Below are 23910 nucleotides of genomic sequence, written 5' to 3' on the forward strand. Positions count from 1 at the left end.
AGCAGGGGTAAAATAATCATGCCACTTTTAAAGGTTTCCCCGGGGTCCCCGGTATAAAAAGTCTATAGTATGATAGGAGCGATTGCTGATAATCACATAAGGAAGTTTTGAACTGTCCATTCCGTTTATTCCTGCTGAGATGAATTCCATCTATATGATAATTTCCATAAATCATTATGGGAATAATTATTAGAATAACAACCTTTGGTAGATAATTAAATTAAAAAGTGTTTAAAATTATTGGAACACATTAGAAGCTAAAATTAGAGTATGTTTGTACAGTTCGACTATGAATACTCTATTCAACGAAGCTTCCAATGTTATATTTACTTAACCTGTTGTTTTACAAACATTATTATAGATTTTATTGTATACGGCTATTTTGCTGTGGAACTCATCTATTATCTGGATATCCAGCTTCAATGCATTTACATAGGCTGTCCCGAAGAAGAATAGCGTGTGCCTTGTATTGTTGTGGATTAATCCATCCAGATAGGACAGAGATATATTTGTTGCATTGTGGATTACCTGTGCCTGGATAAGTGCGCTTGCCACAGTAATATCAGGGTCAACTCCAGAGGCTGAATTATTCCTCACATTGAACAGGTACTGTGAGTTATTAGTGGATTGCCCTATTAGATATGAGCCCACAGTTGTATTGTCTAATTTAGCTAATTCACCGTTTGCCTGGTATGGGAAAACACCCTGACCTATCCCGGTGACAACAGCGGGATATAGTAAACCGCAAATCAGGACAAGGATAACTGCCATGCGCAGGCTGCTTGAAATCATTTTTTTTGTTTTCATATTACACCTCCTAGAAATACCAGAACTATCGCAATAAGTTTTATACCTGCAAAGGGCAACAAAACTCCTCCCCCACCATATATGACCAGATTTTTAAGGAATAGCTTCAGTGTACTCTGTGGTTTGAATGTGGTTCCCCTGAGTGCCAGTGGTATCAGTGCCGGGATAACTGCAGCATTGAAAATCAAAGCAGAAAGCACTGCAATATGTGGTGAAAGGCCAAGGATATTCAAAGCTCCAAGAGCCGGGATGCTGGCAAACATTATAGGCACTATTGCGAAGTATTTGGCCACATCATTTGTTATGCTGAATGTTGTAATGGTACCCCTAGTCATCAGGAGCTGTTTTCCAAGCATCACCACATCGATTATCTTCGAAGGGTTTGATTCAAGGTCAACCATATTTGCAGCATCCTTTGCAGCAAGCGTACCTGATGCCATTGCAAGGCCCACATCCGCAGCTGCAAGGGCAGGAGCATCATTTGTACCATCTCCTATCATTGCCACAATCCTGTTCTCAGCCTGTTCATCCTTTACTTTCTGATACTTTGTCTCGGGCTTTGCCTGGGCAACATAATCCTCAATTCCCACCTCGCCGGCAATATTTTTTGCGGTAAGTGGATGGTCTCCAGTGATCATTACCGGCCTGATGCCCATAGTTTTGAGCCCTAGTATTTTTTCTTTGATTCCCCGTTTAATCACATCCTTGAAATATATAATCCCTAGGATATCTCCATCCATTGATACTGAAATGGGGGTACCTCCTTCTGATGTTATCCTGGTTACCACATCATCATATCCATCAGGGCATATTTTTGCGGATTCCTTGATCGATTCTGGAGCACCTTTCTGTATTGTTGTTTCCTGTGTCATGGGTGTCTGTAGCTCGAATTTTCTCCGGAATCTGTGCCTTTGCAGTATATCCCTCCCTCCTTTAAGCAGGGTAAAATCATCCGCATCGGTAAGTGTTATCCCGCTCTTTCTTGTAACTGCGCTGAATTCTTCCTGTACTCCTTCTCTCAGGGCATCATATTCCCTCGGAACGAATTTCTTCTTATATGCGAGTTCCAGGATGCTCTTTCCTTCCGGGGTATCATCGTTCCAGGACGATAGGAATGCGGCTTCAGCTAATTCCCTTTCTGTGTGGGTGCCTAGTGGAATAAATTCATAGGCTAGCCTGTTTCCAACAGTTATGGTACCCGTTTTATCAAGAAGTATCGTGTCTGTGTCTCCTGCAGTTTCTATAGCTTTGCCTGATTTTGCTATAATATTGTTCTTTGACATCCGGGTTATTCCTGAAATTCCTATTGCAGGAAGCAGTGCCCCTATGGTTGTAGGCAGAAGGCAAACATACAGGGCGATAAGCACAGAAAGATCGGCTCCAAGGTTAAGCAAAAGGGAGAATGCAATTAGAGATATAAGAATGATAGTAAATACGCCGGTTAACCCGATAAGCAATATGGAAAGCGCAAGTTCGTTGGGTGTTTTAGGCCTTTCTGAAGATTCCACCATCTTCACAAGCTTGCTGATATATGTTTCATCCGGGTTAACGTTAACAATGGCAACAATGGAATCACTTATTACCGTAGAGCCGCCTATAACTGTATCGCCCTTAGATTTTTTCACTCCAGCAGATTCCCCTGTGAGGAGTGATTCATCAACCATAGCGATCCCCTCTGTAACTTCAGCATCTATCGGAACCTGGTCCCCCTTTTCAATGAGTATTACATCTCCTTTCCTGAGTTCTGATGATTTTACAGATTCAATAGTTCTTCCACTGCCTTCATCTTCCTTTATTCTCTTTGCTATTCCTTCCTTCTCGAGCTTTTTCAGGCTGGCAGTAGTTACCCTGGATCTGGCTTCGGCAAAGGAATCAGATACTGTACTGAACCATACTGTAATAAGAAGAATCGCCGCAACATCTGCATAGAACATTCTGCTGCTCTGATGTGCCAGATGGGGAAATGCCCCGGGAACTATTGCCATAAGGAGAACGACAAAGAATGACAATTCAACCACGAACATAACAGGATTTCCTATAAGCCGGGCAGGGTTCATCCTCAGGATCGAATCCTTTATAATAAATGCCCAGCTGATATGTCCTTCAGGGTTTCCTGATTCCTTTTTACCTTCAAAGTTTTTATTTTTATTAAAGAGCATTTCCTATCCCCTCCAGATGCATAAGAATTGGGCCAATGGCAAGAAATGGAAAGAACGTAAGCACTGCCAGTATAAAAATGCTTACGATCAGTATCGCAGGGAAAACCAGGCCATCGGTTCTAAGCGCAGCCTCAGAGCTTCTCTTTTTTTCATGCATTCTACCGGCAATGGCAAGCATTATAAGTATAGGAATAAATCTTCCAGCCCACATCACTATTCCTGTGGAAACGTTGAAAAATGTTGTGTTCGCCTGTGTACCCAGATAATCTGATCCATTGTTGGCTGCAGATGAAGTAAACTCATAGAGGATCTGTGTGAAACCCACAGGTCCACTTCCCAACCCAATTCCATGTACCGCTCCTGTAGCATATGCCAGGGCAGTTGGAACGAGTATTATTATAGGGTGGGCCAGGAAAGCTATGACGGCAAGTTTAACATCGCCAGCAGTTATCTTGCCACCCAGATACTCTGGGGTTCTGCCTGCCATTAATCCTACAATGAACACAGTTATGATAATATACATAAGCATGTACATAGCTCCGACCCCAATTCCACCTGGCGTTGCCTGAATAATCATTCCCATGAATGCTGCAAGAATTACAAGAGGATGCATTGCAGCCAGTGAAGTGTTTACGGAGCCCGTGGTGAATGCCGTTGTTGTTACTGTCCATAGAACTGGAGAAAATCCGCCAAATCTGGTTTCCATACCTGCTCCCAGCGTTGTAACAGGTATCAGGGCTATTGCCAAATCAATAGCATAAAGTGTGTATGATGCCAGGAGAATGGTTCTCCCCTCATTTCTATTCCGCAACATCCCTCCAAAAAGGAAAGGCATTGAAGTCGGAATTAACATCATCATTCCCAATTCCACATAATTGGAAAGCGGGCCTGGATTCTGCAAAGGATATGCAGAATTGGCACCGAAATATCCACCACCATTGGTACCCAACTGCATGATGGAAACCAGAGAACCAACAGGCCCTACCTTGATTATCTGTGAAATTCCTGAAAGACTTGTTGTCAGATCGTATCCGGATAGAGATTGCGGAACTCCCAGGGCTATAACTATAATTGCTCCTATTATCGATAGTGGAAGGAGAACGCGAGTTATACTTCTTATAAGGTCGACATAAAAGTTTCCGAGCTTTGACTTTTCATCTTTCTTACCTACAAATCCCCTGAAAATCGCAACAGCCACAGCGAGTCCAGTTGCTGCTGAAGTAAATTGGAGGGACTGGATTCCTGCCATCTGCCCGAGATATGAAAGTGATGATCCCCCGGCATAATGTTGAAGGTTAGTATTGGAAGAAATAGAAAGGGCAGTATTTAATGCCAGTGGCCATTTCAATCCAGCAAATTTCATGGGATTCAATGGCAGTACTCCCTGGAATGATAGCACAAGAAATGAAATAATCGCTGTGAATATGCTGAATATAAACAGGGAGAGAAAATATTCCTTCCATCCCATTTCCTGATTTTTGTCTATGCCTAGAATTTTGTAAATAACATTGTCAACTGGATCCATTATTTTATCAAAAATTGTTTTGCCGCTGTCATACACACCCTGCAGGTATTTAGCAAGAATCCATGCAAGAAGGACAACTATTGCCCAGACAAGTGCAATAATAAGAAAATAGTAAGGCCCAATCATGATGGTTTCCCCTCCAGCCTTTCAAAATACACTAATGCAGTATCTTTACAATATCGATCCTCTGTCAAAGCCTTCTCAATTTCACGGTTAAATGAAATTTTCCTCAATATGCCTTTTAAATTATATCCAGTTTTTGTTTTACTATCTTTGTTATACATAATATCCTCACATTTACATTTTCCTGAAAAAAAACTCACTTCAGGGTGGGTTAATTACTGTTTCCTATCTGACCTAGGTCCTTTATCTGAGGTCAGTACTATAGAACTAACTACGCTCTTGATTCCAGGTATCTTCATAATTTTATTTTTCAGAAAATCCCTGAAGTCTTCTATATTTGTAGAACTAATAACTGTTGCTATATCGAATTCGCCTGTAACTTCGTAGACTTCCTCTACCCGATCAAGTCGGCAGAGTTCATTAACAACGTCTTCTATTTTTGTAGTATCTACAAAAACATCGACTATAGCCGTAACAGGTTTTTCACTCGGTGGCTCGCTTTCTGTACTCATATTTCTCTGCTGATAATATATATGAAATATTTAAATGTTTAGACATATGCTGGAATATCCCAGAATAACCCTAGGGAACACGAGATTTCTACGAAATAGTATAATAACACCTATCGTCGATATTACAATTTTCATTTTATCACAATATGATTTTAAAAGAGGGGCGTGAAGTAGCTAACTTCATCTTTATACTAGAACTTGTAAAAATATTAACTTTTAAATGATCATTAAATAAGATTAAAATCATGAATTGCCGATATATGAAATATCTATCAATTGGTTCATGATAAAGAATTGAATAATAAATATTATTAAAATATTAAGAATAAAATATATCTGTTCCCGGCCTATGGCCCCAGTATAATGCATAAATGAACCTGTCTTTAGCATAAATTATTTTTATGCGCAACCGTGGGTAGAATGGATCTGGGCTATCCTTCCTTTCTATATACACATTGAATTTTTCCAAAGACTCTCTGTCAATTTTTAAGTGAATTGGTAGAGTGCTCCACATTTATATATAATCATAATTGGAGTTTAAACCTTTATATAAACTTTATATAAATAATAGTAATTCTTATATATGGATAACACCAGAGAACCACACGTATCGGGGGGATTCTATCCGGATGACTATGAAGCACTTATGGATAGTATTAAGGGTTCCATGGATATAACAATGCCTGATATTCGGTATAAAAAACTCATAGGGGCCATAGTTCCACATGGCCAGTATATGTATTCCAGCCATACAGCTGCATATGCATACAAAATAATACAGGAGAGCAAAAAAAGGACATTCCTTATAATCGGGCCTAACCATTCAAAATTTCCTGCGTACCCTGCCATATATCCTGATGGTTACTGGAGCACCCCTCTAGGCTATGCAAAGGTTAATTCCGAATTATCTGAGAGGCTGCTTTTGAAATCTGATATTATCCATGACGATAAGGAAGCACACATAACAGAGCATTCAATAGAAGTCCAGCTTCCATTTTTACAATACCTTTTTAAAAGTAATTTTACCTTTACACCATTAATACTTGGGAATCAGGGAGCAGCTATTGCCAGAAACATAGCAGAGACCATTGAAAGCCTGGAGGAAAAACCGTTTGTGCTTATAAGCTCAAATTTTAACCATTACCTCCCATATGATAAAAACAATGAGCTGGATCAGATTTTAATAAATGACATACAGGAAATGCGTACACTAAAATTTTACCAGGATATTGAAAAATATGGCATTACTGCATGTGGTTATGGGGCTATTGCCATACTTATGTTAATTACCAAAAATATGAAAGGGAAAATAGCCCTATTAAACCATAGCAATTCCGGCGATTACAGCAAGGATAGAAAAAGGGTAGTTGGTTATTCTGCCATGATAGCATATAAATGACAGGGATAATATTTGCGATAAATAATAGTTCGTTAATTTTAAATATATGATAAGATTAAAGTTCCGATTGCTGGCTTAATAATTTTTTCATTGACAGTGGTATATTTTTCTCAACTATGTGTTTCATGCTCATGTGCCTGTTAGCAATGTATGCATCAATGAATTCATTGCTAATATAATACACAAGAAGAAAATCTATTATAACTTCATTATCATCAAGCCGCTCTATTTTATCAAACATATGATCACATGAAATTTTAGTAACAAGATACTTAGAAATCTCCCGCCTTATTATAATATATATCATAGAGCACTCACAGTTTATATAATTCCGGCCTCCTCTGTTTTAAAACCGGCATTTTTTTCCTTACAGTTGATATCCTGTTTGTATCAATGATCGAATAAATAATATCTTCATCTTCTGCTGCCCTATTTATTATAGCTCCTATGGGGTCGGTAAATGTAGTTATGCCAGTAAAGCCACCGCCAATCATGTTAGAAGTAGCCAGGTATGTTGTATTCTCTAGTGCCCTTGTGGATACAAGTGATAACCATTGCTCCTCTTTTATAGGGCCGGCAAACCATGCTGAAATCAGTATAACCATATCCGCATCATTAAGTGAGTAATTCCTGAAAACCTCAGGAAATCTTATATCATAACATATTAACATCCCAAAATTTATATTTCCTATTTTCGAAATTTTAAATGGTCCATTTCCATATGTATAAATATCGGATTCCCGGTATCCAAAAGCATCGTACAGATGCGATTTTCTGTAATAATTTAATAATTCACCATCGTTTACATATACGGCAGTATCGTAATAATTATGGTCGTAGACCTCATTGATGCCAGTTATTATGCCGATTTTATTGGTTCTGGATATCTCTTTTATCCTTTTTATATAATTGCCATTAAGCACCTCCGCATTTCTTATTATAGCATCCTTATACTGTGAATAAAACATATAATATTCTGGAAATACTATTAAATCAGCGGAATTTGCAGCCGCAGTGCCAGCATAATATTCAATATTTCTTAAGCTTACATCCTTGTCTGCTACAGGCTTTAATTGTGTGAGTGCTATTTTTACCATAGCATATATAACCTGTATTAATATAAAAATCATACGCATATTCCACTTCTATGCAGTTACCTTCTGGAAATTTCTATATCGAGAGTTTAATTATAATCATGTTGAAACAAAGGAAAAATTGAATTTGCTGAAACGTTTTAATATTATCTGCATATAACCAGATATGAAAACCTTAAAAATTGGTGCTTTAGCAGATTCCGGAGATCTATACCCATTTATTCCATTACTGGAAAAGAAGGTAAAAAGCGACGATTTTAACCTGGAGTTTGAGTTCATTCCAACTGTGCAGGAGGTTAATGATAAAATAGTGAAAAAAGATGTTGATATATCAGTTCCATCGGCTGCACTTTACCCTTATATCCAGAATGATTACTTTATCCTTTCAAGTGCTGTTGCTTCGGCTGTTGACGGAATCACAGGAATGCCCATTCTGGCAATGAAAAAAATGGATATTGATGAAATAAAGAATTCTAAAATAATTGTCCACGGATTGAACACCACTGCCTTTAACCTGTATAAGTTGCTAATCGGGAAGTATAAGAAACTTATAGTGGTACACAGGGTCCTCGATGAGGTAAATTCCATGGTGAACGAAGACGGTGTTATGGTTGCAGTCCATGAACTTAAGGCAATGTATGACCTGAGAAAGATGGGAGTTGAACCTGTAAGGCTTGCAAGCATGTGGGAAATGTGGAAACAATTATCGGGCAACAGGCCGATGCCCATGGGAACAGTTGTCATCAACTCTGAAATTGGAGAGGAGTATGCTTTAAAATTCAAGGAATTGTACAATAAAAGCAAAAAATATGCCGAATCACATATGGAGGAAATACTGCCTGTAGATGTAAAAATTATGAGAGAGGTGCAGAATTCAGATATCAGCCTTGAAGTTATAAAGGGTACTATAGGTGCGGATGTAAAGGAATACAATGTTTCCATAGATGATGTAAAATCAGGACTGGAATTCTTCTATGAAATAATGCATAAAAAAAATCTCCTGCCCGGAGTTAAAGAATTGAGATTGATATGAAAACTACTGGAAATAACTGCATATAGAATCTATAAATAATAAGTGTACTTTCAAATTTTAATATTTTAATAAGTGAAGGTTGTGTAGATGTATTTAAATAGATAATTATAGATAGGTATATGAGTAAAATGGCAAGAAATAAACATAAAGGAATAATAGTCCTTGTAATAATAATTGTACTGGCATTATTAATATACGGCCTTATACCAACTATTCTAAACACCAGCCCTTCTGCAATGAAAGACAATAATTCATATTATTTAGCCGGCAAGATAACGCAAGATGTAACAGTAAACGGGCAATCTGCATTCACACTGAATGACAATGGTAAATCAATTACTGTCTTGTATAACGGAACAGCATCAGTTAATTCCTTTGTACTGGTACACGGAACCTATCAGAATAGTTTGCTAGGGAGCTATATAAACAGCAGTTCAGTAACGCCCTGGCTTTACTCCATAAGTTAATTGATACCAAAATAATACATTTATGCTAATATTTGTGTTAAAGCAAAGGAATTTTTTTCTTATTTGGGCGTTGTAAAATTCTGCGATAGTTTTGAATCTGCTACATCTTCTTTTATCAGGAATTTATATTCCCAAATTGCAGAAATAAAGATGACCTGAGTTATATTACCAATTCAGATATCTCCCTTATTGCTTTAATTCTATGTTGCCCTTCATATCAATTTCATAAATTCGATAGTGTAAGTAATTGTCCGTAAATTATAAATGGTCTTGCATAATTTAAATTAGGAGATGAAAAAAATGCAAGACCAATTAGAAGTAATAAAAGAAAAGATAAAAAGTTATGGATTGAACAGAGAGAATATGAGGGATTTAAAGAAGTGGAACCTTAATGATAGATATAAATGAGGGGTATGTAACAGGAAGAAAATATATTAATATGGAGGAAATCAACAGAGAGTAAGGCTATTTACAATTTACAGAAAATAATGTACATTATCTGATTGCACAGTGTTATTCTTATTTCAAAAATTCATTCTCTCTTTTATTGTTTCCTTCAATATTCTATCCATATCTGTATTTTCAATATTTTGTTACCCCCTTGCTCAAAAGGTGTATCATTCCATGTTATTTGATGATTAAATTTGCTAGTAACAGGGGATTTATATTTACACATAATTATGTACACAACCTTCACAGATTTTATTATTTATCCTCAGGCACTTAATATCCATATATGCAATAATAGGTATCGTCGAACCGAGAATTAATGACTATATAGTTGTTTTAAAGTATAACGACTATGGCTTTAGATATTAATCAAAAACTCTGTATTGTATATGAGAACAGATTAAAATGAATAATTATTTTTATATCACCTTACTCTTTGCTTATTACAATACTACGCTTTCGAACTCAGAGCTATTAGCTAAACTACCTAATCTAAAAGTGTCCGGATTAGAGGCAAGTCTAAAGAGAGAACAAAATCATTTTTGAAGGCCACGGAGGTATGAAGTTATTTATAAGGATAACAGAGAAGGCATAATAACATGGATGTGAAAATTGGATTGACTTTTATTTTCAAATATTCAATAATTTCTATATATCTAAAACATTTTAAAGGCATCTATAAAAGGTGTTATATGAGTTCATTTTACTTACAATTAATGGAATGGGCCCGACCGGATTCGGACCGGTGACCTTCTCCGTGTCAGGGAGACATCATACCACTAGACTACGAGCCCTCTAAGGTTGATTTGAAGATAATATATAATTTTTACCTAATAGAGATTTACTATTATATCCTGAATTGCGTTTCTATATAAACACTACCATAGAAAAAAAGAATTAAAGAAAAAAGCTCACAGAAATTAAAAATATTACATATTTTCAAATAAATAGACAACAATACTCATATAGATAGGATTAATACTAAATAAATGGTAGTTAGAGATTATTCGCTTTACATTAAAAGCCTCATGCATGAAAATAACAGAAAAAATGATGTTGATAAACCAGTTTCCATCTGGAAAGAACTGGATCGCCTGAGAGGTAGCCCGGAGAAAACAATGGTATGTATTTTCAGGACAACAGGATGTGCGTGGTATAAATTTACGGCATGTTCCATGTGTGGCTATTTTAATGACACCTCCCCTGAAATAGTGGATGAAAATCTTATGAGGCAGGTAGATACATTATATGATTCGCTTAACGATACAAAAGTATTGAAAATATTTACTTCCGGAAGTTTTCTCGATCCCAACGAAGTACACCCTGCCGTGAGGGATTACTTTATCGATAGGATGAAAGATAAGGTTGATAAATTGCTTGTAGAGTCAAGAACAGAATATATAAAACCTGAAACATTGCAACCATTTAAAAAGGCAAAGATTGACCTGAGAATAGCCATAGGGCTAGAAAGTGCAGATGACTATATTATGAAATATTCAGTTAATAAGGGAAGTACATTGAAAAAATTTATTGATGCTGCAAAAATTCTGCAACAGGAAAAAATAGAATTACGTACGTATTTATTGTTTAAACCTCCATTCATATCAGAAAAAATGGCTATTGCTGATATAGAAAAATCAGTTTCTATTGTAGCCCCATACTCGGCAGATATATCAATAAATCCAATGAATATCCAGAAGAATACACTGGTAGAGAAACTATGGAAAAAGGGACTGTACCGCCCACCCAGGCTATACTCCCTGGCAAAGATTTTGATAGACCTCGGAAGCCAGTACCCTGTCCTGTCATACCCTACAGGCGGGAATAAGGAGAGAGGAGTGCATAACGATAAATACGACGGCAAATTGCTTGACCTTATAATGCAATCTTCCCTTGACCATGATTTTGGTGAATTAAGTGATTATTATAATTCACTGGATCTGGAAGACTATAGATATGATCTGGATCTGGAAGATAAAATGTTCTTCCAGGGTGATTATATGACGCTTCTAAAACGCTTATCAGGTTCATCTATTACCTATTAATTTTTTAAGCTCATCCAGTTTTTTTTCTATATTTATTATTATTTCCATGGCCCTTTCATTGTATTTTATTGTGTCAAGAAAAATTTCGGTATTTTCATTATGTTTTATTTTTTCAATCTCGAGAAATTTGATATAGGAACCTGTTACTATATCTGTATTGCTAGCTTCAGATATGTATGAAAGTATATATGGTTTCACAAGTAGTTCGCTCATAAGATAATCATGCTCTCGGGCATTCATAGATATTATTCTGTATCCATTGAATAGTTCTTTTACCTTATCCAGTGAATCAGGAGTTGAAATATCATTAATGAAGATAATTGTCTTATTAGTTTTATAGGATTCTGGCCCGAATAATGGGTGAATACTTATTATATGCCCGGAAAATTCCTCCATGTTATACTTCATGGATGTTAAATCAACAAACCCTCTATATTCAGGAAAACTGCGGATAATATTCACTGTTTCCTCCAATGGAACTGCTAGAAGTGCAAAATCAGCTTTTGTAAGTTCAGATTGAAGTTGATCTTCATTTTCAAGGTCTATGGATGATGACCCGGGAAAAATTTTCATCAATGTTCTTCCTAAACGCCCCTCTGATCCTACTATTAATAAATGCATATTACTGTATTTCCACGGTATATATATTTGCTTTACTGGCAAGGAAATTTTCAGATATAAGCATGGAACCATCTTTTATTATTATCTCCTGATTTTCTCTTCCATCCATATATATAACAAGATCAGGCTTTTCAATAGCATTTGCTATATGGTGCCCGGCACTGATAAGGATTTTGCTAATTTCATGGTAATCGCATAGCACCACAGTGCCCGGATTAAGGATTCTGGAAAGGAGAAATATGAGATTATCCCTCTCACTTCTGTATTCTATATATTTTACTCCATTAAGAATTCTGGAATACTTTACACTATCAGCAGAGTTTCTATTTAAAACTTCATAATTTATTGAAAACTCGAAAAGCAAATTCAACACAAATTCAGTGAAATGATCGTATGAAAGGGATTTTAATATCTCTATTTCCCTCTCCCGATTTCTTATTTTCAGACCTCCGGCAACCTTACATTCCCCAATTTTACCAGCTATTTCCCTCCTTTCTTCAAGTAGTTTGATAATATCTCTGGAATTATTGTAAAGTTCATTTCTCAGGGTATCCATATTATTAATAAATTCTATCACCTATGATAGAGTATATCTATCACATATAAAAATTTTCCAATTTTAACAACAATGCATTACCATTAAACTGCTAATTCCACACAGAAAATTTAGAGGGCAAACTTTAAATTAAACAAATTTATAAGAGAAATATTGAAATTAAAAGATTTAGGGGAGAGAAAAATAATACAAACCCTTGAAGATGGCTCTAAAAATCTTGACAACAGGGACGATTGTGCAATTATAGGCTTTGGCAATTATTATGCTTTGTTATCAACGGATCTTATAACAAGGGAAACCCATTTGCCAGAAGGCGCAGAACCTTTTCTCGCCGGAAAATTTTTTGCGGCAATTAACCTGAGCGACATTGCAGCTATGGCCGGAATACCATCAGGTTTCCTTATCTCTTTATCTGTATCTCCTGAATATGATATTTCCTATCTGGAGGAATTTTACAGGGGAGTGAGGCACGAGCTGGACAAGTTTAATGTGTCTATCATTGGTGGCGATACAAAAGAAGGTTCTGATTTTACAGCAGCCGGTACTATAATAGGGAAACAGGTGCCGGAACTTATAAGAAGGCGATCAGAAATTAAACCCGGGCAATTTCTGATGGTAACAAATTCTTTAGGGTCATCGGCCGCCGGATATATTTATTACATGTATGGAATAAACCGTGAACTGGGAATCAGAAAGATGCTTGATGTTGAGCCAAGGATTAATGAAGCAATAAAAATTAGTGCCTCCGGGGCAAAATTTATGATGGACTTATCAGACGGGGTTTACGCTTCTATACATCAAATTTCAACTGACTTTGGCGTTGGCTTTAAACTATACGGTGATAAAATACCATTTGACAGGGATGTTGAAAAGGCTGCATCCATCTCCAATTTTTCAGTCAGCGACATAGCATTGTCATTTGGCGGAGATTATGAACTGATGTTTACAGTTGAAAAAAATTCCCTTGAAGAATTTATGGCAGCCATGTCACATGAAAATATAGAAGTCCATTGCATAGGCGAAACATATAACGGCGATAATGTAATCTATGATGGCAGGGCATGGGTTCCAGTAATAAATAAGGGATACGAACATTTCAACAGTATGCCACTTAATAAATAATGCCAAAAGGGTAAAACTTATATAGAAAATATTTATATAGAAGAACAAATATACTTATGATGAACCATAAAGAATATAATAGGCCCCTTGAATTCGATATAGAGCAGGTAAGGAAGAGAAATAAAATGAAAGACAGGGAAGAGATGAAGAAATATAAACAGTTATACACAGATACGATGTCTGATCTCAATGACTACAAGAGCCTCTATGTGCGCCAGCGTTCAGAGATGGAAAACTATTCAAAATACAAAGAAAGGGAAATAGAAAACATCAGAAAAAATGCTAGCAGTGATCTCATTAAGGAACTCCTGCCTGTTCTTGATACACTCGATGCCGGTATAGCCCACGACCCAAAACTGGAGCCGGTAAGGTCCCAGCTGTTAAAAGTACTTCAATCACATGGATTGCAGGTACTTGAGGTTAAAGGGACAAAATACGATCCGAATCTGGAAGAGGCTGTGGGTGTCCTGGACCAGGGGGAGGATGGAACCGTTCTTGAAGAGGTTCAGAAAGGTTATACACTTAATGGCGATGTTCTAAGAACATCAAAAGTAATAGTTTCAAAAAGGTGAAATAAAATGAGTAAAATAATAGGTATAGATCTAGGTACAAGCAATTCGGCAGCGGCTGTTGTTATTTCTGGAAAGCCAGAAACCATTCCAGCAGCAGAGGGCGTATCACTGGGCGGAAAATCTTTTCCAAGCTATGTGGCGTTCACAAAAGACGGACAACTACTGGTAGGCGAGCCTGCAAGGAGACAGGCTCTCCTTAACCCCGAGGGAACAATATACGGTGCCAAAAGGAAAATGGGAACAGATTTCAAATATAAAATATTCGGAAAAGAATATACGCCGCAGCAGATTTCAGCATTTATATTGCAGAAGATAAAAAAAGATGCAGAGGCATTTCTCGGTGAACCGGTAAACGATGCTGTTATCACTGTACCGGCATATTTCAACGATAACCAGAGACAGGCAACAAAGGATGCCGGGGCTATAGCCGGGCTTAATGTAAAAAGGATTATAAATGAGCCTACCGCTGCGTGCATGGCTTATGGAATTGATAAGCTCAACGAAACTTTAAAAATACTTATTTACGATTTTGGCGGAGGCACACTTGATGTTACAGTGATGGATTTCGGCCAGGGAGTTTTTGAAGTTATGTCAACATCCGGTGATACAAAACTGGGTGGCAGTGATATGGATGAAGCTATAGTTAACTTCCTTGCTGATGATTTCAAATCCAAGGAAGGAATAGATCTCAGGAAAGACAAATCTGCATATATCAGGTTAAGGGATGCAGCCGAGAAAGCAAAAATAGAGCTGTCTACAGTTCTGGAATCAGATATAAACCTTCCATATATAACAGCCACTCAGGACGGCCCGAAGCACCTGGAATTTAAACTTACCAGGGCAAAGCTGGAGGAACTTATTGCGCCAATAGTCGGAAAGTCTGCAGCATCTCTGGACAAAGCACTTGAAGGAGCCAAGCTTTCAAAGGGTGATATAAACAAGATTATACTCATTGGCGGACCTACAAGGATGCCATATGTCAAAAAATATGTTGAAGATTACTTTGGCAAAAAATCCGAAGGCGGTGTTGACCCGATGCAGGCAGTTGCAACAGGTGCTGCAATTCAGGGAGGAGTGCTGATGGGAGATATAAAAGATATTGTACTTCTGGATGTAACTCCTTTGACACTTGGCATAGAAACTGTTGGTGGAGTTATGACTCCGTTGATAAATGCCAATGCTACAATACCAACAAAGAAAACCCAGGTCTTCTCTACTGCAGCTGATATGCAAACATCTGTCGAGATTCATATAGTCCAGGGTGAAAGGCCACTTGTTAAAGATGATGTTTCTCTAGGAAATTTCGTACTCACAGGAATAGCACCTGCGCCAAGGGGAGTCCCACAGATTGAAGTTACATTTGATATCGATGCAAATGGCATACTGAACGTTTCCGCAAAAGACAAGGGTACCGGCAAATCCCAGAGTATTTCTATCAGTGCCTCAAACAAGCTTTCCAAGGATGAAATAGAAAAAATGAAAAAGGAAGCTGAGCAATATGCAGAAGAGGACAAGAAAGAAAAGGAGACAATAGAAACACTGAATAACGGTGAATCTCTGGCATATACTGTAGAAAAAACAATAAACGAAGCAGGGGACAAACTTGACAACGAAACAAAGGATAAAATAAAGGGCATTATAAAAGACCTGAAGGATGCTGTTGAGAAGAAAGATGTAGATAAAGTAAAGGAGATTACAGAAAACTTAACAAAGGAAATGACTGAAGTCTACACTAAAATGGCTCAGGCGCAGCAGCCAGATCAGGGCGCCGGGCAACAATCTGAACAACAGTCTGAACAGCAGGGAGAAGAGGGATCCTCGCAGGAACAGAATAATAACGAACAGCAATCAGATGACAGTACTGTTAATACCGACTATAAAGAAAACCAATGAGTTAAAATGTCAGGAGATTATTATCAGATACTGGGAGTAGATAAAACCGCTTCTCAGGAAGAGATACGTTCAAAGTTCAGAGAACTTGCTAAGAAATACCACCCCGATGTAAATTCAGGCAGTAAGGAGGCTGAACAGAAATTCAAGGAAATCGCAGAAGCGTATGAAGTGCTTTCAGATCCCCAGAAAAGGCAACAATATGATGCTACCGGCTCTACAACATTTGGAGATGCAGGAGCTGGCGGTGGCGCAGGCTTTAACTGGGATAATTTCTCACATTTTGACGATATTAATGATATATTTAATACCATATTCGGCGGCGGATTTGGAAGAGGAAATTTCAATGGTTCCTATGGCAGTAGTAGCCCCCAGCCGGACCTCGATATTTATGTAAAACTTAACGTCACTATGGAGGATGCATATTACGGTGCATCAAAACCTATTAAGTTCAAAAGAAATGCCATGTGTGAAGTATGCAATGGTACAGGAGCGGAAGGTGGAGTACTGGTTACATGCCCCACCTGCCATGGTACCGGCCAGGAAAGAATAAGCAGGGGGCAGGGTTTCTTTAACTTTGTCCAGGTAATAGTATGCCGTACCTGTATGGGAAAAGGAAAAATACCGAAAACCCCCTGCAAAGCATGTGCTGGAAAAGGATACATACCAAAAATGGAGAACATTTCTATAACAATACCAAAGGGCGTTGATACCAACACAAGGCTCAGGACACAGAAACTGGGCAACTCTTTTGGTGGTGTGACCGGTGACCTATACGCTGTCGTTTATGTCCAGCCGAACCCGAATATAAAACGTACCGGCGATAATCTCTACGTTAAAGAAGCCATAGATTTCCCTACAGCTGCTCTGGGCGGGTCTGTTGAAATTCCCCTTTTCAAAGAGAAATTTACTTTAAATATTCCTGCTGGAAGCCAGCCAGAGGATGTATTGAGGATTAAAGGTGCTGGAATGCCTAAATTAACCTCACGTGGGAGTGGAGACCTCCTTGTTGTGCTAAAACTTCAGGTTCCGAAGCACCTTACATCCAGGGAAAAGGAACTAATAGAGGAGCTCAAGGGCGAACCTGTTAAGAAATCCTGGTTCCACATATGATATTATTATAAATTACAACAGAAAATTGTTATCTTTTCATTTTTATATTGAATAGCGAATTAACGTTCTTTATTTTTATATAATATAATTCCGGCTTATCCTAAATGCGGGAAAATAGAAAAGATGATCCATAACATAAAAAAACTAAAAGTTTCAGACTAAAAATGAAGTTAAGCAAATGAGAAAGTTTAATTTAAATTCCAGTAAAATATATTTTATAAAAAAATTTATGGAGAGTTAAGGTACTCTCTCCATGTTGTTCCTTCCATCATCGGGTTTAAAAGCCTTATATAGGGCCCTCTTATCAATGTGTCAAGAACCTTGTCGTGGATCTCTCTTGCTGGATGTGCAAACAGAACCCTTCCAATTCCAAACATTGCGTCGTTCGGGGAGGCCCATTCCATATGAACTTTGTACTCAGGTGGTGTAGGCCTTGCCTCTTCTGGTTTGAATGAACCCTCCTGCTGTGTTGGTACTTCACCACCGGATTCCAGTGTTTCATGAATTCCCTTTGACTTCAGCTGGAATGACCCTACTGCTGAGACACCAACTTCTTTTAAAATCATGTATCCCAGAAATCCCGGCGCCTTTTCAAAGTCTTTCATTACTTCAACTATTGTTGATTCGAATTCCTTTTCCTTATCCTTCTTTACAGTGTGCTCGGACAGTGCTATTGTTCTCTGGCCGTATGGCATGGATATAGGCGGAACTCCTGCTGGGTCTCCCGCAGCGAATTTTTTCCCGAACATGGTTGTGAAATCAGCCATTTCCGTGTTTAATGGCATGCTGGCATCTACAATTTCATATAATGGTTCCCATGGTCCATAAACTACCTGTGAAAGGCAGGATGAGCATAATCTGAATATTGAAGAGAAGTTTTCCCTGTGCATATCTTCGTGGTCTTTAATGCTTTTCCACATTGTATACTGATATACATTCATAGTATCCATTTTTGTCATATCCATGGAGCCACCGCCCCATCTTGTACCCATCGGTATTATCCCGAATTGCATATGATTCTGGAATCCAACAAATCCCGGATGCCTGGCTGTTACCTGGCATACTTTCGGACCAACCTGCTGGAACATCTGCATGGTCGTGTCGTTATTCAACATCTCCACTTCGTTTATTGCTACGTAAGGTTTAGGCATTTTTTATCACCATATTATAGATGAATAAGTCATATATAAGGTTTATTAATCACAGATGTGAATTTCGTGAAATATTAATGATATCTAGAGAAATTTATTTGTTTTGTACTTATATTCGTAATAATATGACCCAAAACAGCGTAATCTGTCAAAATAAATTCATAAATTTTATCTTCTTTCAAAAATAATTTTTAAAGAATTCTTTTGTATGAGTTCAGTGGGCTGGAACCTTTGTGAAGCTGCAATAATATCAATGGAAAAATAGTCGCTAGATTATCATATTATAATTAAGCCGTTAACAGGATAGCTGTAAAAGATTCTGATGAGGATGGTAAAGAACTTATCCTGTACAATAAAGAAAAAGGTAAATATCTCTATAGAATAGGGCAAGTGAGATGCTTAACAGGACACCACAAATTTTAATCAGTTGGCTGTACCAGTAGAACATCATAGTTAGAAACAATTTATATTAAAAAATGTTGGCGATGTCATGATATTTATATATATTTAAAACCGTATGTGTATCCGACCGTTCTATTTCTGTAATTTTTTCCAGTTCATTTAATATAATTACGTAATCATCTTTTGTTTTAGTAGCACATAGAATGTAAAAATCAATATCTCCAAGCAGGAACAGAACATCAATTACCCCCTTGATCTTCATAATCTTTTCAGCAACTATATCATGGTATTCTATTCCATATTTAGCCCTCACAAAGGTAGCCGTTACGAAGTTATACCCTAATTTACCGAAGTCTATTTCTGCTTTGAATCCCTTTATTATATTATTTTCCTGCATTTCCTTTATTCTCCTGCTGATTGCCGATGCAGAGTATATTCCTATAGCTTTCCCTATCTCTTTTAATGGCTTTCTAGAATCTCTGGAAATTTCTTTTAAAATCCTCAAGTCAAAACTATCCATATATAAATATATAATAACAGTATTAATAAATATTTTCACTAAATTGCCAATTTTACGCATATTGATACTATCATACATATTAATTAAAGAAAAACATTCTTTAAAATACCTGTGTAAAGACATCATAGAAATAATTATATTATTCGAGAAATTGTCTTTTTATGGCATCAAATGACTATAAAAACCTACCAAAAATTATTACAGATGTACCGGGACCGGAGAGCACATTATTACTACAGAGGCAAAGGGAAATGGAATCCAGCACAGTAATCTATCTGGATAGTTTTCCCATTGCAATTAAGAGGGCTGAAAACTCATTAATAGAAGACCTGGATGGGAATATTTTCATTGACTGGGTATCAGGAATCAGTGTTATGAATTTGGGATTTAATGATAAAATAAGGGATGCCGTGAAAGCACAGCTGGATGACATATGGCATGCTCTGGAGATTCCTACGGAAGTTAGAATTAATTTTCTTGAAGCATTGAGAAATAGCTTCCCTCCAGAGATGAGAAATTATAAAACAATATTTGGAATCAGCGGTGCTGATGCATGTGAAACTGCAATCAATATTGCACATGCAATAAGGAAAAAGAATGCCCCAACAATTGCATTCGAAGGTGCATACCATGGAGTATCCGGGGGAATTATTGCTGCCACTGCCGGGAGAAAATACAGGGAAGCAGTATACAGCGATGGATTTAAGATAATAAGGGTGCCATACCCATATGAATTATGGTATGACTATGATGTTTCTGATATAATTTCCATAATGAAAAAGATAATGGATGATGGAGAAGCAGGATACGATAGGCCCGATTCTGTTATAGTTGAACCCATCCAGGGAGAAGGCGGTTATATTGTACCTCCAGATGGATTTTTAAAGGCCATAAGGGAATTCTGTACTGAATACGACCTTACAATGATTGTTGATGAGGTTCAAAGCGGTGTAGGCAGGACAGGCAAGATGTGGGCATTTGAATATGAAAATATTACCCCTGACATAGTGTGTGTCAGCAAGAGCATAGGAGGTGGTTTGCCCGTATCATTGGTTTATTACCGGGACGACTATGACAAAAAATTGCCGAAGCCATTCCATCTGGGAACGTACAGGGCCAATCCACTGGCAATGGCTGCTGGAATAACTGTTATCAATGAGGTTCCAAAATATTTTGATAAGGTAAAATCCAGCGGAAAGGAAATGTTAAACAAATTCAACAAGATAGATTCCAATCTTATAGGAGAAGTACGTGGCAAGGGCTATATGATAGGCATAGAGCTTGTAGACAACGGAAAGCCAATGAATTCGAAGCGCATGATGGAATTAAAGCATGAACTCCTCCAGAACGGATTGTTAATGCATACATGCGGGCACTATGGGAATGTATTCAGATTCATGGGTGCGTTGAATATGCCTGATGAATTAATAAATACAGGAATTAACATTTTCGGCAAGGTTTTACGGGGTAAATAAGATGGATCAACTGAAAAAGAATAATGGGGGGTTCTGGCTTGCCCTGTTTCAATCCATGGCTTTTGTGGCCCCTGCCGCATCCGTTGCAAGTTTTTTTACTACAGGTGTGGCTGCAATAGGCGGATCTTTGCCACTGACGTACATTATTGCAACCTTTGGTGTTCTGTCTGCAATGTATATGGATTATTCTTTTGCGAAGAGAATATCACATGCGGGTGGCTATTACGCATTTGTGCGTTCAGGGCTTGGCAATAAACTTGGTACGCTGAGTGCATGGTTCTACCTTTACGACATGATAGCAGCAATAGCAGGTTTTTCCACCCTTTACTTTGGTGCTATCGTAGCCCCATACATACCCTTTCTGAATACAAGCCCCTACGGCTGGCTGCCTTTATCACTCATTCCATTTGCTATAGTATTCTTTTTCCTCTGGAATGGGCTCAGGCCATCATTATGGTATACCCTAATAAGTTCTGTTGCTGAGATTTCTTTCCTTGTAATAGGCGCCATAATAATCATTATACTCCTCGGGTCCAAGAATACACTTGCACCATTTACACTCACAGGGCACCCTATAAGTGCTCTCGGGCTTGCAACTGTTTACTCAGTTTTAAGTTTCGTGGGGGCCGGTTCAGTAATAGCCTTATCAGAGGAGATTAAAAATCCAAGGAAAAACATTCCAAAGGCCCTGGTTATAGTCGCATTGCTGGCTGCAGCAGTTTATATACTAGCATCATACGCAGTAGTTGTTGGATGGGGATTATCAAACATATCAAGTTTTGCCACATCTACAAATCCCGGGATAACTGTTTATGCCAGATACCTTGGTCCGGTTGGACTGGTTATTTTCGTAGTACTAGTAGCAAATAGCTTCATTTCAAATGGAATTGCACAAGGTAATGCGGGGAGTAGAACAGCATATTCTATGGCTCGGGACAATATTCTATTTTCTTCAAGGTGGGCAAAGGTAAACGAAAGGACGGGCGCGCCACGGATGGTTATAGGTATAATGATAATAGTAACTTTCATCCTTATGATCGTTTTCGGGTTAATTTTCGGGCCCTTTGAAGGTGGCACTATCCTTATCACCGCCGAGGCAGCTCTCCTTTATATTATACACATACTGGGTGATATATCACTACCCATATACGCAAAGAGAAAACTAAAATACAGGCTGAAAGCCTATCTGCCATTGCTTTTAGGGCCATTGCCAGCAACTATTGTATATGCGGTAGCGGAATATGGTGTTTTCATTCCTATCCCGGCATACCCTAACAGCATCTATGTCTACGGCACTCTTGCACTGATAGGGGTAGGTATAGTACTGGCAATAACAATACGCCACAAGCCTATACACGTTGATCAGTCAGTATTTGAGCAGGAGGCCGAAACCAAATGAGCCGGTTAAAACGGAGACTTTCTTCAATAGTAGTGGTGATGGATATGTATATTACCATCTGCCACTCAGTTATTAATTGATTCTGGTGGGAAATAGGGATGAATGAAACGTGTAAAATCAATGATCAATGTCGGTCGGAGAATACAGTTAAATGATACCACCGATACACACATTGCATGATTTAATTATTTCTGGAGAGATATCTCCATATCATTTGTTTAAAAAATCAGCTGAGAACATAAGCCACTTAAACCCGGACATAAATTCTTTTGCGACGTTAAGGCCATTTAATGAACCTACCATACATAAACATTCTAGTAGCCCATTGTATGGAATCCCATATTCTGTGAAGGACATAATAGACACTAAAAATCTCCGGACTGAGTACGGGTCTGAATTCTTCAAAGGCCATGTTCCACAGGAGGACGCAGATGTTATCAGGGCATTGGATGAATACGGGCCTGTATTGCAGGGCAAAACAAATACACACGAGTTTGCCATGGGCATAGTTACTCCCGTGTGCAACAATCCCTGGAACGTATCAAAAATAACCGGGGGTTCAAGTGGTGGGTCAGCGGCTGCAGTATCATCAGGGCTTTCCCTTTTCTCATTGGGAACAGATACCGCCGGTTCTATACGCATTCCATCAAGCATGTGCGGGGTGAGTGGATTAAAACCAACAACCGGTAGCCTTTCAGTAAAGGGGATATTCCCTGAAGCCTGGTCACTGGACACTGTTGGCCCGATAACAAGATATGCCTCTGATATACCTGCCATAGTAACCGCTATGGGCTTTAAATCACCTAGAGCAAAAAGTCAGAGAAGGAAACCTTTGCTGGGGATAATAGGAAATTTAACTGAAAGTTCCGATACTAATGTAAAGTTTGCATTTTACTCATTCATGGATCATATGGTTTCTGAAGATCTTGTAGATATAAAAGAGATACATATAGACAACATGGAGAGCATGGCATCAGCTGCCGATATGATTGATGGTTGTGAGAATGCAACCATACACCGCTCCAGATATGAAAATAACCCCGAGTTATTTTCTGTGGAATCCAGAAATCAAATTAAATATTATTCGTCACTTAAACCAATGGATTATATTGAGGCAAAGAGATTAAGAATGAGACAAGGCATGGAATTCAACAGCCTATTCAACCAGTATGATTTCCTGGTTTCCCCTACATTGCCAACCATAGCGCCGGATAAAAAGGAAATTGAGAATGTGCCATTTGATTACTTTATGAAATATATAAAATTTACAAATCCGTTTAATTTGTTTGGAGTGCCTGCGCTTTCAATTACCTGTGGCTTTAGCAGAGATATGCCTGTGGGACTTCAGATCGTGGGTGGCAAACTAAGGGATATAGAGGTATGCAACCTTGCTTCCAGATTCCAGGAAATAACTGATTTCCATACACGAATACCCCCTATCGCAAAAAATATAAATTATTTTGATATATAAATAA

22 protein-coding genes and 1 tRNA gene are annotated in these 23910 nt (G+C 38.0%); 11 read left to right on the top strand and 12 right to left on the bottom strand.

Translation table 11 applies throughout. The annotated features are described in order from the left end of the window. Nucleotides 1-330 precede the first annotated feature (330 nt). The 5 genes from FACI_RS07660 to FACI_RS07675 form a co-directional block, all read right to left on the bottom strand. Complete coding sequence (locus FACI_RS07660; protein WP_009887574.1) at nucleotides 331-807, bottom strand: potassium-transporting ATPase subunit C; 477 nt, start codon at nucleotides 805-807, stop codon at nucleotides 331-333. Beyond that, on the bottom strand, nucleotides 804-2864 hold the full coding sequence (locus FACI_RS07665; RefSeq protein ID WP_423782660.1) for an HAD-IC family P-type ATPase: 2061 nt from the start codon (nucleotides 2862-2864) through the stop codon (nucleotides 804-806). Before FACI_RS07665 ends, FACI_RS07660 begins: the two co-directional genes overlap by 4 nt. Before the next feature lie 91 nt (nucleotides 2865-2955). Continuing rightward, nucleotides 2956-4617: a potassium-transporting ATPase subunit KdpA gene (gene kdpA, locus FACI_RS07670; protein ID WP_009887576.1), complete on the bottom strand. Its 1662-nt coding sequence runs from the start codon at nucleotides 4615-4617 to the stop codon at nucleotides 2956-2958. After that, complete coding sequence (locus FACI_RS10315) at nucleotides 4614-4775, bottom strand: hypothetical protein (RefSeq protein WP_009887577.1); 162 nt, start codon at nucleotides 4773-4775, stop codon at nucleotides 4614-4616. The genes kdpA and FACI_RS10315 overlap by 4 nt, the downstream gene beginning before the upstream one ends. A 54-nt stretch (nucleotides 4776-4829) precedes the next feature. After that, nucleotides 4830-5126, bottom strand: a complete 297-nt coding sequence (locus FACI_RS07675; RefSeq protein WP_009887578.1) for an Lrp/AsnC family transcriptional regulator — start codon at nucleotides 5124-5126, stop codon at nucleotides 4830-4832. A gap of 583 nt (nucleotides 5127-5709) precedes the next feature. On the opposite strand from FACI_RS07675, the gene amrB reads away from it, so the two are divergent. Continuing rightward, nucleotides 5710-6525, top strand: coding sequence for an AmmeMemoRadiSam system protein B (amrB, locus tag FACI_RS07685; RefSeq protein WP_009887580.1), 816 nt, complete (start codon nucleotides 5710-5712; stop codon nucleotides 6523-6525). Nucleotides 6526-6580: 55 nt separating this feature from the next. Here amrB and FACI_RS07690 read toward each other — a convergent pair whose 3' ends face one another. Both FACI_RS07690 and FACI_RS07695 read right to left on the bottom strand, forming a co-directional pair. Then, complete coding sequence (locus tag FACI_RS07690) at nucleotides 6581-6766, bottom strand: hypothetical protein (protein ID WP_148285747.1); 186 nt, start codon at nucleotides 6764-6766, stop codon at nucleotides 6581-6583. 73 nt (nucleotides 6767-6839) lie between these two features. Further along, nucleotides 6840-7622, bottom strand: coding sequence for a carbon-nitrogen hydrolase family protein (locus FACI_RS07695; RefSeq protein ID WP_148285748.1), 783 nt, complete (start codon nucleotides 7620-7622; stop codon nucleotides 6840-6842). Between the two features lie 163 nt (nucleotides 7623-7785). Between FACI_RS07695 and FACI_RS07700 the strand changes: the two genes are divergently transcribed. Beyond that, entirely contained in the window at nucleotides 7786-8652 is an 867-nt protein-coding gene (locus FACI_RS07700; RefSeq protein WP_009887583.1) for a menaquinone biosynthesis family protein, read from the top strand. A gap of 128 nt (nucleotides 8653-8780) precedes the next feature. Further along, a complete protein-coding gene (locus FACI_RS07705) occupies nucleotides 8781-9119 on the top strand; it encodes a hypothetical protein (protein ID WP_009887584.1) in 339 nt (112 codons plus the stop codon). Between the two features lie 1172 nt (nucleotides 9120-10291). Here FACI_RS07705 and FACI_RS07710 read toward each other — a convergent pair. Beyond that, nucleotides 10292-10363: transfer RNA gene (locus FACI_RS07710), tRNA-Val, on the bottom strand. Between the two features lie 195 nt (nucleotides 10364-10558). Here FACI_RS07710 and FACI_RS07715 point away from each other — a divergent pair. Continuing rightward, a complete protein-coding gene (locus FACI_RS07715; protein ID WP_009887585.1) occupies nucleotides 10559-11614 on the top strand; it encodes an archaeosine biosynthesis radical SAM protein RaSEA in 1056 nt (351 codons plus the stop codon). Here the strand turns inward: FACI_RS07715 and FACI_RS07720 are convergent. Both FACI_RS07720 and FACI_RS07725 read right to left on the bottom strand, forming a co-directional pair. After that, nucleotides 11597-12235, bottom strand: a complete 639-nt coding sequence (locus FACI_RS07720; RefSeq protein ID WP_009887586.1) for a Rossmann-fold NAD(P)-binding domain-containing protein — start codon at nucleotides 12233-12235, stop codon at nucleotides 11597-11599. The genes FACI_RS07715 and FACI_RS07720 overlap by 18 nt on opposite strands. Nucleotide 12236: 1 nt before the next feature. Further along, on the bottom strand, nucleotides 12237-12812 hold the full coding sequence (locus FACI_RS07725) for a chorismate mutase (RefSeq protein ID WP_009887587.1): 576 nt from the start codon (nucleotides 12810-12812) through the stop codon (nucleotides 12237-12239). A gap of 132 nt (nucleotides 12813-12944) precedes the next feature. On the opposite strand from FACI_RS07725, the gene FACI_RS07730 reads away from it, so the two are divergent. The 4 genes from FACI_RS07730 to dnaJ are packed head-to-tail and all read left to right on the top strand — an operon-like array spanning nucleotide 12945 to nucleotide 17488. Then, nucleotides 12945-13913 (top strand): thiamine-phosphate kinase, encoded by a 969-nt coding sequence (locus tag FACI_RS07730; protein ID WP_009887588.1) that lies wholly within the window; start codon nucleotides 12945-12947, stop codon nucleotides 13911-13913. Between the two features lie 59 nt (nucleotides 13914-13972). Next, the gene (locus FACI_RS07735) at nucleotides 13973-14485 is read left to right on the top strand and encodes a nucleotide exchange factor GrpE (RefSeq protein WP_009887589.1); all 513 of its coding nucleotides are present in this window, start codon (nucleotides 13973-13975) and stop codon (nucleotides 14483-14485) included. Between the two features lie 6 nt (nucleotides 14486-14491). Then, nucleotides 14492-16378, top strand: coding sequence for a molecular chaperone DnaK (gene dnaK, locus FACI_RS07740; protein WP_009887590.1), 1887 nt, complete (start codon nucleotides 14492-14494; stop codon nucleotides 16376-16378). Between the two features lie 6 nt (nucleotides 16379-16384). After that, entirely contained in the window at nucleotides 16385-17488 is a 1104-nt protein-coding gene (dnaJ, locus tag FACI_RS07745; RefSeq protein WP_009887591.1) for a molecular chaperone DnaJ, read from the top strand. 227 nt (nucleotides 17489-17715) lie between these two features. Here dnaJ and sor read toward each other — a convergent pair whose 3' ends face one another. Further along, a complete protein-coding gene (gene sor, locus FACI_RS07750) occupies nucleotides 17716-18639 on the bottom strand; it encodes a sulfur oxygenase/reductase (protein WP_009887592.1) in 924 nt (307 codons plus the stop codon). Nucleotides 18640-19108: 469 nt separating this feature from the next. Next, nucleotides 19109-19561, bottom strand: coding sequence for an Lrp/AsnC family transcriptional regulator (locus FACI_RS07755; protein ID WP_048074219.1), 453 nt, complete (start codon nucleotides 19559-19561; stop codon nucleotides 19109-19111). Nucleotides 19562-19722: 161 nt separating this feature from the next. On the opposite strand from FACI_RS07755, the gene FACI_RS07760 reads away from it, so the two are divergent. From FACI_RS07760 to FACI_RS07770, 3 genes are all read left to right on the top strand, one after another. Beyond that, nucleotides 19723-21036 (top strand): aspartate aminotransferase family protein, encoded by a 1314-nt coding sequence (locus FACI_RS07760; RefSeq protein WP_009887594.1) that lies wholly within the window; start codon nucleotides 19723-19725, stop codon nucleotides 21034-21036. Between the two features lies 1 nt (nucleotide 21037). Next, nucleotides 21038-22435 (top strand): APC family permease, encoded by a 1398-nt coding sequence (locus tag FACI_RS07765; RefSeq protein ID WP_009887595.1) that lies wholly within the window; start codon nucleotides 21038-21040, stop codon nucleotides 22433-22435. Between the two features lie 151 nt (nucleotides 22436-22586). Further along, nucleotides 22587-23906 (top strand): amidase, encoded by a 1320-nt coding sequence (locus FACI_RS07770; RefSeq protein ID WP_009887596.1) that lies wholly within the window; start codon nucleotides 22587-22589, stop codon nucleotides 23904-23906. Nucleotides 23907-23910 lie beyond the last annotated feature (4 nt).

It is taken from the genome of Ferroplasma acidarmanus Fer1, from assembly GCF_000152265.2.
Taxonomy (GTDB): domain Archaea; phylum Thermoplasmatota; class Thermoplasmata; order Thermoplasmatales; family Thermoplasmataceae; genus Ferroplasma; species Ferroplasma acidiphilum.